This window comes from Klebsiella terrigena (genome assembly GCF_012029655.1).
In the GTDB taxonomy this organism is placed as follows: domain Bacteria; phylum Pseudomonadota; class Gammaproteobacteria; order Enterobacterales; family Enterobacteriaceae; genus Klebsiella; species Klebsiella terrigena.
On the sequence record NZ_CP050508.1, the window covers coordinates 1,244,054 to 1,258,139 of the forward strand.

Below are 14,086 nucleotides of genomic sequence, written 5' to 3' on the forward strand. Positions count from 1 at the left end.
TGTAGGGCCAGAGCCCGTCTGCGAGGAGATGCGCCTGCCTGCCCCTTAGCCTGGGCTGCCGTGCGGCAGCGCAAAGGCCTACAACTATTCTATTCGTCGTCGCGTTCTTTGGCGGCGCGCTGGCGGTCGTAGAACTCATCTTCCGCGGCGATGATTTCATCCATCAGCGAGTCCATATCGACCGCGTGGACCTCTTCAACAAAGAGGCCGGTTAGCGGCGTTTCCGGCGTTAATTTTCCGTCTTCATACAGCATCCATATCTCTTTCGCATAGCGCGTTTTTAAGAGCTGCGGGGCGAACTGGCCGTAGTAGGCGGTGATGTTATTCACGTCGCGTTCGAACATGGATTGCGCATGGTTGTTTGCTGCGGCATCTACCGCCTGCGGCAGGTCGATAATGACCGGCCCTTGCGCATCGAGCAGGACGTTGAACTCCGACAAATCACCGTGAACAAGACCGGCGCACAGCATGCGCACGATATTGCGGATCATGGTCGCGAAATCAGCAACGGCTTCCTCTTCCGTCAGGGCGACATCGCTCAGGCGCGGGGCGACCGCGCCCTCGGCGTCAGTGATAAGCTCCATCAATAATACGCCGTCAATGCAGATATAGGGCTGAGGTACGCGAACCCCGGCGTTAGCCAGCCGGAACAGGGCGTCGACCTCGGCCATTTGCCAGGTCTCCTCCTGCTGCTTGCGTCCGAACTTTGAGCCCTTTTGCATCGCGCGGTTATTACGCGAATTGCGGACCTTACGCCCTTCCTGGTACTGCACGGCCTGCTTAAAGCTGCGCTGTGCCGCCTCTTTGTACACTTTGGCGCACTGGATCTTATCACCGCATAAAACAGTGTAAACGTCGGCTTCTTTACCGCTTTTCAGCCGCTGAAGCACTTCGTCTATCAGGCCGTCATCGACCAGAGGTTGGATTCTGTTTGGGATTTTCATGCGGCTTTATACCTTATTTCAGACACTTTTCGTACTGATAATACGGGACAGTCATCGTGTTCCATCCGGGTCAAAATCATGACATTGCTCAGTAAGTGCGATGTTTTCTGCAATCGGTCACAAGGTTAACTGGAATCAGGGAAATTGTCCCGCAGGAATGCAGGTACAAAATGGCCGCAGGGCATACAGGGTGGGGCTCTTAGGGTTTCATCTAATGCCGCCGGCCCTCTCCGAGGGCGGATTTAGGGCGGGCTGGGGCAGCGAAACGGCCCTGAAGGCGCCAGGCGGTTGCGGTAAATCCAGAAAAAACAATGGACCTTAACAAATGGTCATACTTCACTCGCGCGAATAGCACATAAAGTGCAACAATTATTCTTGTACTTAATTTAGCGCCTCCCTACAATCGCCGCGATAGTGTATTCGTAATTGATACATATTTTGTGGCGATGAGCGACACAAATGGCCTTCAGCCAGCCCGAACAAAGGAAGTGGCGCTGCGTCCCCCGCGGCGTCTTGTTCGGCGGCAACAACAACCAGCGGAATAAAAATAATGAGCCTGCAAAAACCTTGGGTTAACTTTCATCGGCGTTTGTTGGGGACGGCGCTGCTCGCGGCGCTGCTTGCCGGATGCGATAACGGTGTCGCGCAAAATGCCGCGCCGCAGGCGCCTGCCGTCAGCGCCGCCGACGTCGTGGTTAAGCCCGTCAGCCAGTGGGACAGCTTCAACGGCCGAATCGAAGCGGTAGAGAGCGTCCAGCTGCGCCCGCGCGTCTCCGGCTATATCGATAAAGTGAACTACACCGATGGCCAGGAAGTGAAAAAGGGCGAGGTGCTGTTCACCATCGACGACAGAACCTACCGCGCCGCGCTCGAGCAGGCGCAGGCGGAGCTCTCGCGCAGCAAAACCCAGGCCAGCCTGGCGCGCAGTGAAGCCGGCCGTACCGACAAGCTGGTAAACACCAACGTGGTCTCCCGCGAAGAGTGGGAGCAGCGGCGCTCGGCCGCCGTCCAGGCGCAGGCCGATATGCGGGCGGCGCAGGCGGCGGTTGACGCGGCGCAGCTGAATCTTGATTTTACCAAAGTGATTGCGCCTATCGACGGCCGCGCCAGCCGCGCGCTGATCACCAGCGGCAACCTCGTCACCGCGGGCGACAGCGCCAGCGTGCTCACCACCCTGGTATCGCAGAAGACGGTGTACGTCTACTTTGACGTGGATGAATCAACCTATCTTCACTATCAAAACCTTGCCCGCAGCGGGCAGGGGGCGTCCAGCAGCCATCTGGCCCTACCGGTAGAAATTGGCCTGGTTGGGGAGGAGGGCTATCCCCATCAGGGCAAAGTGGATTTCCTCGACAATCAGCTCACGCCGAGTACCGGCACGATCCGCATGCGCGCGGTGCTGGATAACGCCCAGCGCCTGTTTACGCCGGGACTCTTCGCCCGCGTGCGCCTGCCGGGCAGCGCCGAGTTCAGCGCCATGCTGATTGACGACAAGGCGGTATTAACCGATCAGGACCGTAAATACGTTTATATCGTTGATAAAGATGGTAAAGCGCAGCGTCGTGATATCACGCCTGGCCGCCTGGCGGCGGGCCTGCGCATCGTGCAGCAGGGGCTCAACCCCGGCGATAAAGTCATCGTAGACGGCTTACAAAAAGTGTTTATGCCGGGCATGCCGGTTAACGCGAAAACCGTTGCCATGACCGCCAGCACCGCCCTTAACTGATCCCTTACCAGAGAATCCGTCGTATGGACTTTTCCCGCTTTTTTATCGACAGGCCGATTTTTGCCGCGGTGCTGTCGATTTTGATTTTCGTCACCGGGCTGATCGCGATACCGCTGCTGCCGGTCAGCGAATATCCTGACGTCGTGCCGCCGAGCGTGCAGGTGCGCGCGGAGTATCCGGGCGCCAACCCGAAGGTTATCGCGGAAACCGTGGCGACGCCGCTGGAAGAAGCGATCAACGGCGTTGAAAACATGATGTACATGAAATCCGTCGCCGGCTCCGATGGCGTGCTGGTGACCACCGTGACCTTCCGCCCGGGTACCGATCCCGACCAGGCGCAGGTTCAGGTGCAAAACCGGGTATCGCAGGCCGAAGCTCGCCTGCCTGAGGATGTTCGCCGCCTCGGGATCACCACCCAGAAGCAGTCCCCCACGCTGACCCTGGTGGTGCATCTGTTCTCGCCCGGCGGCAAGTACGATTCGCTGTATATGCGTAACTACGCCACGCTGAAGGTCAAAGATGAGCTGGCGCGCCTGCCCGGCGTCGGCCAGATTCAGATTTTTGGCTCCGGCGAGTACGCCATGCGCGTCTGGCTGGACCCTAATAAGGTGGCGGCGCGCGGCCTGACCGCCTCTGACGTCGTTGCGGCGATGCAGGAGCAAAACGTGCAGGTTTCCGCCGGCCAGCTCGGCGCCGAGCCCCTGCCGAAAGAGAGCGATTTCCTGATCTCGATTAACGCCCAGGGGCGCCTGCATACCGAGGAGGAGTTCGGCAATATCATCCTCAAAACGGCCCAGGACGGATCGCTGGTGCGCCTGCACGACGTAGCGCGCATTGAGATGGGCTCCGGCAGCTACGCCCTGCGCTCGCAGCTGAATAATAAAGACGCGGTCGGGATTGGTATCTTCCAGTCGCCGGGGGCGAACGCCATCGACCTCTCTAACGCCGTGCGCGCGAAGATGAGCGAGCTGTCGACGCGCTTCCCGGAGGATATGAAGTGGGCGGCACCGTACGACCCAACGGTCTTCGTGCGCGACTCCATCCGTGCGGTGGTACAAACCCTGCTGGAAGCGGTGGTGCTGGTCGTGCTGGTGGTGATTCTGTTCCTGCAAACCTGGCGCGCGTCGATCATCCCGCTGATTGCCGTGCCGGTGTCGGTGGTGGGGACGTTCAGCATTCTCTATCTGCTTGGCTTCTCGCTGAATACCCTGAGCCTGTTCGGGCTGGTGCTCGCCATCGGGATCGTGGTGGATGACGCCATCGTGGTGGTGGAGAACGTCGAGCGTAATATTGAAGAGGGGCTGGCGCCGCTGCAGGCTGCGCACCAGGCGATGCGCGAGGTGTCCGGGCCGATTATCGCGATCGCCCTGGTGCTGTGTGCGGTGTTCGTGCCGATGGCCTTCCTCTCCGGCGTGACCGGGCAGTTCTACAAGCAGTTTGCGGTGACCATCGCAATTTCGACGGTGATCTCGGCGATTAACTCGCTGACGCTCTCTCCGGCGCTGGCGGCGCTGCTGCTGAAGCCGCACGGCGCGCCGAAAGATATGCCGACCCGGCTTATCGACAGGCTGTTCGGCTGGCTGTTCCGGCCGTTTAACCGCTTCTTCAACCGCAGCTCTAACGGCTATCAGGGGCTGGTCGCGAAAACCCTTGGCCGCCGCGGGTCGGTGTTCGTGGTTTATCTGCTGCTGCTTTGCGCCGCCGGCGTGATGTTTAAAGTCGTGCCCGGCGGATTTATTCCGACCCAGGATAAGCTGTACCTGATTGGCGGCGTGAAGATGCCGGAAGGCGCTTCGCTGGCGCGAACCGATGCGATGATCCGCAAAATGAGCGAGATCGGCATGAACACCGAAGGCGTGGATTATGCGGTGGCGTTCCCGGGGCTCAACGCGCTGCAGTTTACCAATACGCCGAACACCGGTACGGTCTTCTTCGGCCTGAAGCCGTTCGATCAGCGTACGCACACCGCGGCGGAAATTAACGCCGAGATTAACGCGAAGATCGCGCAGCTGCAGCAGGGGTTCGGCTTCTCGATCCTGCCGCCGCCGATTCTGGGGCTGGGCCAGGGTTCCGGCTACTCGCTCTATATTCAGGACCGGGCCGGTCTGGGCTACGGCGCGCTGCAAACCGCGGTTAACACCATGTCGGGTGCGATTATGCAGACGCCGGGAATGCACTTCCCGATCTCCACCTATCAGGCCAACGTTCCGCAGCTGGATGTACAGGTGGACCGCGATAAGGCCAAGGCCCAGGGCGTGTCGCTGACCGACCTGTTCGGGACGCTGCAGACCTATCTGGGATCGTCCTACGTGAACGATTTCAACCAGTTTGGCCGCACCTGGCGCGTGATGGCTCAGGCCGACGGACCGTTCCGCGAGAGCGTGGAGGATATCGGTAATCTGCGCACCCGCAATAGTCAGGGTGAGATGGTGCCGATTGGCAGCATGGTGAATATCACCACCACCTACGGGCCTGACCCGGTGATCCGCTACAACGGCTACCCGGCGGCGGACCTGATCGGTGATGCCGATCCGCGCGTGCTGTCGTCCGCTCAGGCGATGACGACGCTGGCCGGGATGTCTAAGCAGGTGCTGCCGAACGGGATGAATATTGAATGGACCGACCTTAGCTACCAGCAGGCCACTCAGGGCAATACGGCTATGATCGTCTTCCCGGTCGCGGTGCTGCTGGCGTTCCTGGTGCTGGCGGCGCTGTATGAGAGCTGGACGCTGCCGCTGGCGGTGATCCTGATCGTCCCGATGACCCTGCTCTCCGCGCTGTTCGGCGTCTGGCTAACCGGTGGGGATAATAACGTGTTCGTACAGGTGGGGCTGGTGGTACTGATGGGGCTGGCCTGTAAGAACGCCATTCTGATCGTCGAGTTCGCCCGCGAGCTGGAGATGCAGGGAAAAGGGATTGTCGAGGCCGCGCTGGAGGCCTGCCGCCTGCGTCTGCGTCCCATTGTGATGACCTCGATTGCCTTTATCGCCGGGACTATTCCGCTGATTCTGGGACACGGTGCGGGCGCGGAGGTTCGCGGCGTTACCGGGATCACGGTGTTCTCCGGGATGTTAGGGGTGACGCTGTTCGGTCTGTTCCTGACGCCGGTGTTTTACGTCACGCTGCGCAAGTTCGTAGCGCGCGGCAAGCCGGCAGCGGAAGTTCAGCCCTCCTGACGTTGTGAGCAGCCTTTGTAGCATAAAAAAACCGCCTTCAGTGAAGGCGGTTTTTTACTATTTAAGGGGGCCGGAGCGACGGGTTTAGTGCGCTTTTTTGGCGAGATCGTCTGCTTCGAACAGCGACAGGCAGCCGCTGATATCGCCTTTTTTGACCTTTTCCAGCGCGCTTGCCACGGTATGGCGGGCCAGCACGTTCAGCGATGCCTGCTCGGCTTCGTCGGCGATGGATTTGAAGTACCAGCAGGCGTTGGCGCTGACCACGCAGCGGGCCGGGACGTCAGGGCGCGAAGCCCACAGCTTTTTGTCTTCAATAACGGAGACGTAGATATCGCGCAGGGTAATTTTATCAGCCGGGCGGCCAAGGTGGATGGATCCGTTGCGCCCCAGCGTCGAGACGATAATGCCGTCGCGCGTGAGGGGAACCATCAGTTTACGGATAAAGCTCGGATTGGCTTCCAGGCCATAGGCGAGGATCGCGCTGGTCGAACGTTCACCCAACTGCTCCGCCATCGCTACGCTGAGAACCATCTGCAAAGCTGTCGGGAAGCGGTAATCTAGCATTTCATCTTCCTGGGTCGCGGTGAATATTATTCTTTTTGGCACCGCAGAGGTGAGTGATCAATAAGCACAATATAACAAATAAGGCGACTTTTTAGAAGGAATCCCCATCGGGGAGGGCACGTTAAGTCCATTTTCACGGTGGGCCTTTAGCGGGTGGTGGGACGTTGGCTGAAAGGGCGCCGGGGTTGGTCGGGAAGGGGATGCGTGATGGTGCCGCGGGTCGCTATTGGCGATAAAGCGTTCGCTTAAAGGAGCGGTGAGCGGGGCGGGGTTCTGTTGCCGGGCGGGGCAGGCGTTGGGAGTGGGTCTGGAAGGCGTGAGGTTCGTAAGCTGAATTCAGGCTTCGGGGGAAAACTGCAGACACAAAAAAGCCCGCAGGGCTTGCGCCTTGCGGGCTTTCAGGACTTCGTATCAGGCTCTGGTGACCGTCAACAAAGAATTTTGGTGGAGCTGGCGGGAGTTGAACCCGCGTCCGAAATTCCTACATCCTCGGCACTACATGCTTAGTCAGTCTTTACATTCGCCTGGCACCTGCGGACAGACACGCCACTACCAAACTAGCCTGATTAGTTTTAACGCTTCAACCCCAGGCAAGGTATTCACGCGATCTCTTTTGGATTTGACCTCTCTTTGATCCCCGTCTTAAGAGCGGAAGCTAGGGAGAGAGGGCTCAGAGCAGGTTATTAAGCTGCTAAAGCGTAGTTTTCGTCGTTTGCGACTATTTTTTTGCGGCTTTTTACGAGGCCAACCGCCCCTCGGCATGCACCTTGGGTTTCGCGAATCCCGTCGAATCCAGAATCAGCCCCAATGTGTTGGAACAAGTATAACAGATTTATGAACAGGCTTACCAGCCCCCGTTCGGTGGTTTATGGCGCCTGGTTGGGCAAAAAAGCAGCATCAACAACGATATAGCACAAGGGCCAGCTTAGCTGGCCCTTGGAGGAGGAGATTAGCGTCCGGCGTGTTTCATAATGCGCGCTTTATCGACCGCCCATTCGCGGTCTTTCAGATCGGTACGCTTGTCGTGCTGTTTCTTACCTTTCGCCACGCCGATTTTGACTTTGCACCAGGCGTTTTTCCAGTACAGCGACAGGGCAACGACGGTATAACCTTCCCGGTTAATACGGCCGTACAGCGCATCGAGCTCACGCTGATTCAGCAGCAGCTTACGGGTCCGCGTCGGGTCACAGACGTAGTGGGTTGAAGCCACGGCCATTGGCGTAAAGTTGGCACCAAACAGATAGGCTTCGCCGTCCTTCAGGATCACGTAGCTATCGCCGATGTTGGCTTTGCCGGCGCGTAGAGATTTAACTTCCCACCCTTGCAGGGCAAGACCCGCCTCGTATTCATCTTCGATAAAGTATTCATGACGGGCGCGTTTATTCAGCGCAATGGTGGCTGATCCAGGTTTGTGTGATTTTTTCTTAGTCATAGTGTCCTGAAGTCATCGCTTATCTTATACATAGTTACCTCAATCCATCCTGCGAGGTGTAACGCGTTATCTTAGCATGAGTTGTGGCACAGCGTTTTTTTTAGCAGCAGATAAATGATATTATTTGCGCCGTGTTTAAATGTGGAACTTGCTATGCCTCAGATTAGCCGTACCGCGCTGGTGCCGTTCAGCGTGGAGCAGATGTATCAACTCGTAAACGATGTGAAGTCCTACCCTGATTTTTTGCCAGGCTGCACCGGTAGCCGCGTGCTGGAGTCCGGGCCGACGCAAATGATGGCGGCGGTTGATGTGTCCAAGGCAGGGATCAGCAAGACTTTCACAACGCGAAATACGCTAACCAGCAACCAGAGCATCCTGATGAGTCTGGTCGATGGCCCGTTTAAATCGCTTATTGGCGGCTGGCGGTTTATTCCGCTGAGCCCGGAGGCGTGCAAAATCGAATTCCATCTTGATTTTGAGTTCACCAATAAGCTGATCGAAATGGCGTTTGGCCGCATCTTTAAAGAGCTGGCGCTCAACATGGTGCAGGCGTTTACCACCCGTGCCAAAGAGGTTTATCGTGTCGGCTAAAATCGTCGTTGAAGTCGCCTATGCCTTGCCGGAAAAGCAGTATCTGCAAAGCGTAAAGCTGGAGGAGGGGGCGACCGTCGAACAGGCGATTATTGCCAGCGGGCTTCTGGCGCTACGCGACGATATCGACCTTGCGAAAAACAAGGTGGGGATTTATAGCCGCCCGGCTAAGCTGCACGATGAGGTTCATGATGGCGACCGGGTGGAGATTTACCGGCCGCTGATTGCCGACCCGAAAGAGCTGCGGCGCCAGCGGGCAGAAAAAAAGAACGACGAGAAGTAGTGTCGGTTGGCATAAAAAAAGCGCTCAATGAGCGCTTTTTGCGTTTCCAGAGCGGTATGACTACCGCCGCGGTCTGCGCATCAGTCTTTGGTCAGAGCCGGTTTGTTATCAATGTTGGTTAACACACCACTGCTGTTAAAGGTCAGAGTGAGGGTCTGCTGGGTAATTTTTTCATGCCCAGGCTGCTGACGGAAAACGTAGAACCAGGTGTTAGTGCCAAACGGATCCGACATCATTGGGGTACCCAGAGCATAAGCAACCTGCTGTTGCGTCATGCCGACACGAATTTTTGCTACATCGTTAGGTGCCAGATAGTTACCCTGGTTGATGTCAGGACGGTAAACCACTCGTTCCAGAGTGGAACAGCCTGCGGTCAACATAAGAAGAACCGCTGCGGCAGCAGTCAGCGTTTTACAGCGCATAGTGATTTGATTCCTTTTCGGGCCCGAGCAGTACGTGGCTCATCTGTAATATGCCGATAATAATAGACCTTTGCCCAGTTGGAAACCTTCGACTGCAGGTCTTGCGGCAATTTGCTGTTCACTATGACTCTGCGGAAATCAAAAAGTTTACGCCGCGAGCAACTCTTTCGCGTTCGCCAGCGTGTTGCGCGTGACTTCGCTTCCGCCCAGCAGGCGAGCCAGCTCCTGCAGACGCGCGCGTTTATCCAGCGGATGCATGTGGGTTTCTGTCATCTCACCGTCGGTCTCTTTGCAGACGATAAAGTGATGGTGACCGCAGCCAGCCACCTGCGGCAGGTGAGTGACGCACATGACCTGAGTTGATTCTCCCAGCTGGCGCAGCAGCTTGCCGACCACGGCGGCCGTTGGGCCGCTGATGCCGACATCAACCTCATCGAAAATCAGCGCCGGCGTTTCCATCTTCCGCGCGGTAATGACCTGAATCGCCAGCGCAATACGGGATAGCTCGCCGCCGGAGGCCACTTTAGCAATAGGCTGCAGCGGCTGGCCGGGGTTGGTCGTCACGCGAAACTCGATGCGATCCGCGCCTTCGGCGGTCAGATGACGCTCATCAAAGGCGATATCGATAGCAAAGACTCCGTGAGGCATTGAAAGTGAGTGCATACTTTCAGTGATCAGCCGGGTCAGCTCATCGGCGCTGCGCTGACGCGCGGCGTGCAGCTGGCGGGCCGTTTCCAGCGCCAGCTGGTGATGTTCAACCACCGTCTGGCTGAGCGACTCCAGCGAGCCCGCGCTGTCGTCCAGCAGGCGCTGCTCTTCTAACAGCGCCTGATAGAACGCAGGCAGCTCTTCCGGCGTAATTTGATGCTTGCGCGCGAGGGATATCTGCCGCGAGATGCGCTGCTCCAGTTCGAACAGGCGGTTCGGGTCGAGATCCAGGCGGTCGTTGTAATGGCGCAGCTCGTCGGTTGCCTCGCTAAGCTGAATGGAGGCTTCTTCCAGCATATCCAGCACGCTCGAGAGCTTGCTGTCCATGCCGACCAGCTCGCCCACCAGCTGCTTAGCGGCGTAGAGCTGGCTCTGCAGGTTCGCCTCTTCGCCGTCCGCCATCACCGTCAGCGCATGCTGGCAGGTGCTTAGCAGCTGGCCGCTGTTGGCAAGGCGTTTGTACTCTTCGTCGATTTGTTCGAATTCACCCTGCTGAGGGCAGAACTCGTTCAGCTCTTTTAGCTGATACTGCAGCAGGTCGGCGCGGGCTGCGCGTTCCTGGCTCTGCTGCTGATGCTGCGCCAGCTCGCGGCAGCTCTGGTGCCACTGGCGATAATGCCCGGCCATGAGCTGAGTAAGCGCATACTCACCGGTATAACCATCGAGCAGCGTTTTTTGATGTTCTGGCCTGGTTAACAGCTGGTGCGCGTGCTGGCCGTGGATCTGGATAAGCAGCTGGCCGAGCTCGCGAAGCTGGGAGAGAGGAACGGCGGTACCGTTAATGAAGCCGCGCGAGCGGCCGTCGGTGCTGATGACGCGGCGAAGTAAACACTCACGTCCGCTCTCCAGCTGGTTCTCTTCCAGCCAGCGCTGCGCCGCGGGCGTATCTTTTAGCGCGAAGCGCGCGCACAGGTCTGCGCGGCTGGCGCCTCTTCGCACCATGTCTGCTTCCGCTCTGCCGCCAAGGCACAGGCCAAGCGCATCGATGGCTATCGATTTCCCCGCACCGGTTTCCCCGGTGATGGCGGTCATGCCGCTGTGGAAATCGATCTCCAGTTCACGAACGATAGCAAAATTACTGATGGTAAGTTGCGCCAACATAGCTGCCTTCCTGTATGAAAAACCATTACTGTGTTTTCGTACAGTATAGACTGGTTTTTTATCCAGTAAAGAGGCAGCTTATAAAATCAGAATAATTTTTTCGACCAGCCGAGCTTGGTGCTCAATGTGTTGAAATAGCTGTAATCTTTCGGGTGGATAAGATTCAGGTGATAGTCGCAGCGGTGGATTAAGACATCTTCGCCGTCCTGAATCGGCAGGGCTATCTGGCTGTCGCAGCTGATCTCAAGGTCGCTGCAGCGCTGGGAGAAGCGCAGGCGAATGGTGCTGTCGCCGTTAATAACCAGCGGGCGGGCCGAGAGCGTATGCGGGAACATCGGCACCAGGGTGATGGCATCGAGCGAAGGCGTCAGAATGGGGCCACCGGCGGAGAGCGAATAGGCGGTGGAGCCTGTCGGGGTGGAGATAATCAGGCCGTCGGAGCGCTGGGAGAAGGCAAAGACCTCGTCGATATAGACCTCGAACTCAATCATATGCGCGACCTTGCCCGGATGCAGAACCACTTCATTAATTGCCGTGCTAATGCGCTTCTGGCAATCCTGCTGGCAGACCTGGGCCTCAAGCAGAAAGCGTTTTTCGGCGATATAGTGGCCTTCAAGCACGTCGGCAAGCTGCTGCAGCGCGTTATCCGGGTCGAGGTCGGTCAGAAAACCAAGATTGCCGCGGTTAATGCCGATAACCTGAATATCATACCGCGCCAGGGTGCGCGCGGCGCCGAGCATGTTGCCATCACCGCCAACGACGACCGCCAGATCCGCCTGTTGGCCAATTTCCGCCAGCGTTCCCGTTTTGACGTTGCTAAGCTGTAGCTCATGGGCGATCTGTTGTTCAACCAGAACTTCATAGCCTTTGCTGCATAGCCAGCGCCAGAGCATTTCATGTGTGGTCAGCGCGGTTGGGTGACGAGGGTGCCCCACAATGCCTATACACTTGAAATGGTTCTTCATGTTCTGGATGTCCTTGCGTTAAATGAATGATGACAATCTGACTGCTTCCCTTGAAACCCGGAAACTGATCCCCATAATAAGCGAAGTTAGCGAGATGAATGCGAAAAAAAACGCGGAGAAATTCATGAGTAGTAAAGAACAGAAAACGCCTGACGGGCAAGCCCCGGAAGAAATTATCACGGAACAGCACGACAACGTTGAGGCGGTTGAGCCTGAGGTTTCTGCTGACCAGGTGGATCCGCGCGATGAAAAAATTGCGAATCTGGAAGCGCAGTTGGTTGAAGCCCAGACTCGTGAACGCGAAGGTGTCCTGCGCGTAAAAGCGGAAATGGAAAACCTGCGTCGTCGCACCGAGCTTGACGTGGAAAAGGCGCATAAATTCGCCCTGGAGAAGTTCGTTAACGAACTGCTGCCGGTGATCGATAGCCTGGACCGCGCGCTGGAAGTGGCCGATAAAGCTAATCCGGACATGGCTTCTATGGTTGAAGGTATTGAGCTGACGCTGAAGTCGATGCTGGACGTTGTGCATAAATTCGGCGTGGAAGTGATTGCCGAGACCAACGTGCCGCTGGATCCTAACGTCCACCAGGCCATCGCGATGGTTGAGTCTGAAGACGTGGCGGCAGGCAACGTGCTGGGCGTGATGCAAAAAGGCTACACCCTGAACGGTCGTACTATTCGCGCAGCGATGGTGACCGTGGCGAAGGCGAAGTAATTCGCTGTAAAACGGCCGCCTGCGGGTGGCCGTTTTTTTATGCTTTATTTCCCTGCGCTAGCGCCGGTTTGCGGCAAAAAAAACGGCGAACCGAGGTTCACCGCTGCACTGCGTTAATGCCCGATTATTCCGCCGCGCTTTCACGAAGCGGCTTCACCGGCATCACCTTCACCTGCTTAATCATATTGTCCTGAACGTCGAGAATATCGATGTCGTACTGCTCGATGCGCACGCGCGTACCGGGAACGGGGATCTCTTCCAGCGCTTCGAGAATAATGCCGTTAATCGTTCGGGCTTCGTCTTCCGGCAGGTGCCAGTTAAACGCCTTATTGATTTCACGAACGTTGGCGCTGCCGTCAATAATCACCGAGCCGTCGTTGAGCGGGGTCACTTCCTCCGCCAGGGTGGGTGACATCGAGGTCGTAAAGTCGCCGACAATCTCTTCCAGAATATCTTCAACGGTCACCAGGCCCTGGATATCGCCATACTCATCGACGACCAGCCCCACCTTCTTCTTATTGCGCTGAAACTTCACCAGCTGCGTGCTCAGCGGCGTGCCTTCCGGTACGAAGTAAATCTCGTCCGCGGCGCGGAGCATCACCTCTTTGGTGAACTCCTTTTTCTCGGTCATCAGGCGGTAGGCTTCCCTGACGCGCAGCATGCTGATGGCGTCATCCAGCGAACCGCGGTAGAGCACAATGCGGCCGTGCGGCGAGTGGGTGAGCTGGCGGACGATAGACTTCCAGTCATCGTTAATATCGATACCGATAATCTCGTTACGCGGAACCATAATGTCGTCCACGCTGACCTTTTCGAGGTCCAGCACCGACAGCAGCATGTCCTGATTGCGGCGGGAGATCTGCGTGCGCGATTCATTCACGATGGTGCGCAGCTCGTCTTTGCTCAGCGCCCCGCTGATAATGATATCGGTCTTGATGCCCATCATTCGCATCAGCAGGCGGGTGATGGTGTTCAGCAGCCACACCAGCGGCATCATCAGTATCTGCAGCGGCGCCAGCAGGAAGCTGCTCGGATAGGCGACTTTCTCCGGATACAGCGCGGCGATAGTCTTGGGCAGGACCTCGGCAAACACCAGCACCACGAAGGTCAGAATCCCGGTGGCAATCGCGACGCCGGCATCGCCGTACAGGCGCATACCCACGATAGTCCCCAGCGCAGAGGCGAGGATATTAACCAGGTTGTTGCCGATCAGAACCAGGCTGATTAAGCGATCGGGTTTGCGCAGCAGCTTTTCGACGCGCTTCGCCTGCCGGTTGCCCTGTTTCGCCATATGACGCAGGCGGTAGCGGTTCAGCGTCATCATGCCGGTCTCAGAACCGGAGAAATAGGCTGAGATGATCACCATGATAACCAACGTCACGATTAGCGTGGTGGTAGAGATGTGTTCCAGGAGGGACTCCTTAAAGCCTGTCCCACCGGACGATTACCGGCCCGATCC

12 protein-coding genes and 1 other RNA gene are annotated in these 14,086 nt (G+C 57.4%); 5 read left to right on the forward strand and 8 right to left on the reverse strand.

The features are described from left to right. Window positions 1-89 precede the first annotated feature (89 nt). Window positions 90-944 (reverse strand): PA4780 family RIO1-like protein kinase, encoded by an 855-nt coding sequence (locus HCK03_RS05975; RefSeq protein ID WP_045857838.1) that lies wholly within the window; start codon window positions 942-944, stop codon window positions 90-92. A gap of 550 nt (window positions 945-1,494) precedes the next feature. On the opposite strand from HCK03_RS05975, the gene HCK03_RS05980 reads away from it, so the two are divergent. Together HCK03_RS05980 and oqxB are read left to right on the forward strand one after the other, a co-directional pair. Next, on the forward strand, window positions 1,495-2,670 hold the full coding sequence (locus HCK03_RS05980) for an efflux RND transporter periplasmic adaptor subunit (protein WP_041146809.1): 1,176 nt from the start codon (window positions 1,495-1,497) through the stop codon (window positions 2,668-2,670). Between the two features lie 23 nt (window positions 2,671-2,693). After that, entirely contained in the window at window positions 2,694-5,846 is a 3,153-nt protein-coding gene (oqxB, locus tag HCK03_RS05985; protein ID WP_041146808.1) for a multidrug efflux RND transporter permease subunit OqxB, read from the forward strand. A gap of 84 nt (window positions 5,847-5,930) precedes the next feature. Here the strand turns inward: oqxB and HCK03_RS05990 are convergent, their stop codons facing one another. The 3 genes from HCK03_RS05990 to smpB form a co-directional block, all read right to left on the reverse strand. Beyond that, window positions 5,931-6,410: an RrF2 family transcriptional regulator gene (locus tag HCK03_RS05990; RefSeq protein WP_041146807.1), complete on the reverse strand. Its 480-nt coding sequence runs from the start codon at window positions 6,408-6,410 to the stop codon at window positions 5,931-5,933. A 442-nt stretch (window positions 6,411-6,852) separates the two neighbouring features. Next, window positions 6,853-7,216, reverse strand: a transfer-messenger RNA (tmRNA) gene (ssrA, locus tag HCK03_RS05995). Between the two features lie 143 nt (window positions 7,217-7,359). Further along, complete coding sequence (smpB, locus tag HCK03_RS06000) at window positions 7,360-7,842, reverse strand: SsrA-binding protein SmpB (RefSeq protein WP_041146801.1); 483 nt, start codon at window positions 7,840-7,842, stop codon at window positions 7,360-7,362. Window positions 7,843-7,995: 153 nt separating this feature from the next. On the opposite strand from smpB, the gene HCK03_RS06005 reads away from it, so the two are divergent. Together HCK03_RS06005 and HCK03_RS06010 are read left to right on the forward strand one after the other, a co-directional pair. Further along, window positions 7,996-8,433: a type II toxin-antitoxin system RatA family toxin gene (locus HCK03_RS06005; protein WP_041146800.1), complete on the forward strand. Its 438-nt coding sequence runs from the start codon at window positions 7,996-7,998 to the stop codon at window positions 8,431-8,433. After that, window positions 8,423-8,716, forward strand: a complete 294-nt coding sequence (locus tag HCK03_RS06010; RefSeq protein ID WP_115192092.1) for an RnfH family protein — start codon at window positions 8,423-8,425, stop codon at window positions 8,714-8,716. The genes HCK03_RS06005 and HCK03_RS06010 overlap by 11 nt, the downstream gene beginning before the upstream one ends. 80 nt (window positions 8,717-8,796) lie before the next feature. Here the strand turns inward: HCK03_RS06010 and bamE are convergent, their stop codons facing one another. The 3 genes from bamE to nadK form a co-directional block, all read right to left on the reverse strand. Then, a complete protein-coding gene (gene bamE / locus HCK03_RS06015) occupies window positions 8,797-9,138 on the reverse strand; it encodes an outer membrane protein assembly factor BamE (protein ID WP_041146798.1) in 342 nt (113 codons plus the stop codon). 147 nt (window positions 9,139-9,285) lie between these two features. Next, a complete protein-coding gene (gene recN / locus HCK03_RS06025) occupies window positions 9,286-10,947 on the reverse strand; it encodes a DNA repair protein RecN (RefSeq protein ID WP_134527321.1) in 1,662 nt (553 codons plus the stop codon). An 86-nt stretch (window positions 10,948-11,033) separates the two neighbouring features. Then, window positions 11,034-11,912, reverse strand: a complete 879-nt coding sequence (nadK, locus tag HCK03_RS06030; RefSeq protein ID WP_041146796.1) for an NAD(+) kinase — start codon at window positions 11,910-11,912, stop codon at window positions 11,034-11,036. A gap of 124 nt (window positions 11,913-12,036) precedes the next feature. On the opposite strand from nadK, the gene grpE reads away from it, so the two are divergent. Next, complete coding sequence (gene grpE / locus HCK03_RS06035) at window positions 12,037-12,627, forward strand: nucleotide exchange factor GrpE (protein ID WP_076948147.1); 591 nt, start codon at window positions 12,037-12,039, stop codon at window positions 12,625-12,627. A gap of 124 nt (window positions 12,628-12,751) precedes the next feature. On the opposite strand, the gene HCK03_RS06040 is transcribed toward grpE, so the two are convergent. Beyond that, the gene (locus HCK03_RS06040) at window positions 12,752-14,038 is read right to left on the reverse strand and encodes an HlyC/CorC family transporter (RefSeq protein WP_167692398.1); all 1,287 of its coding nucleotides are present in this window, start codon (window positions 14,036-14,038) and stop codon (window positions 12,752-12,754) included. Between the last annotated feature and the right edge of the window lie 48 nt (window positions 14,039-14,086).

Coding starts and splice junctions, on each gene's coding strand:
- HCK03_RS05975 (WP_045857838.1), bottom strand. CDS start 944: ATGAAAATCCCAAACAGAATCCAACCTCTGGTCGATGACGGCCTGATA.
- HCK03_RS05980 (WP_041146809.1), top strand. CDS start 1,495: ATGAGCCTGCAAAAACCTTGGGTTAACTTTCATCGGCGTTTGTTGGGG.
- oqxB (WP_041146808.1), top strand. CDS start 2,694: ATGGACTTTTCCCGCTTTTTTATCGACAGGCCGATTTTTGCCGCGGTG.
- HCK03_RS05990 (WP_041146807.1), bottom strand. CDS start 6,410: ATGCTAGATTACCGCTTCCCGACAGCTTTGCAGATGGTTCTCAGCGTA.
- smpB (WP_041146801.1), bottom strand. CDS start 7,842: ATGACTAAGAAAAAATCACACAAACCTGGATCAGCCACCATTGCGCTG.
- HCK03_RS06005 (WP_041146800.1), top strand. CDS start 7,996: ATGCCTCAGATTAGCCGTACCGCGCTGGTGCCGTTCAGCGTGGAGCAG.
- bamE (WP_041146798.1), bottom strand. CDS start 9,138: ATGCGCTGTAAAACGCTGACTGCTGCCGCAGCGGTTCTTCTTATGTTG.
- recN (WP_134527321.1), bottom strand. CDS start 10,947: ATGTTGGCGCAACTTACCATCAGTAATTTTGCTATCGTTCGTGAACTG.
- nadK (WP_041146796.1), bottom strand. CDS start 11,912: ATGAAGAACCATTTCAAGTGTATAGGCATTGTGGGGCACCCTCGTCAC.
- grpE (WP_076948147.1), top strand. CDS start 12,037: ATGAGTAGTAAAGAACAGAAAACGCCTGACGGGCAAGCCCCGGAAGAA.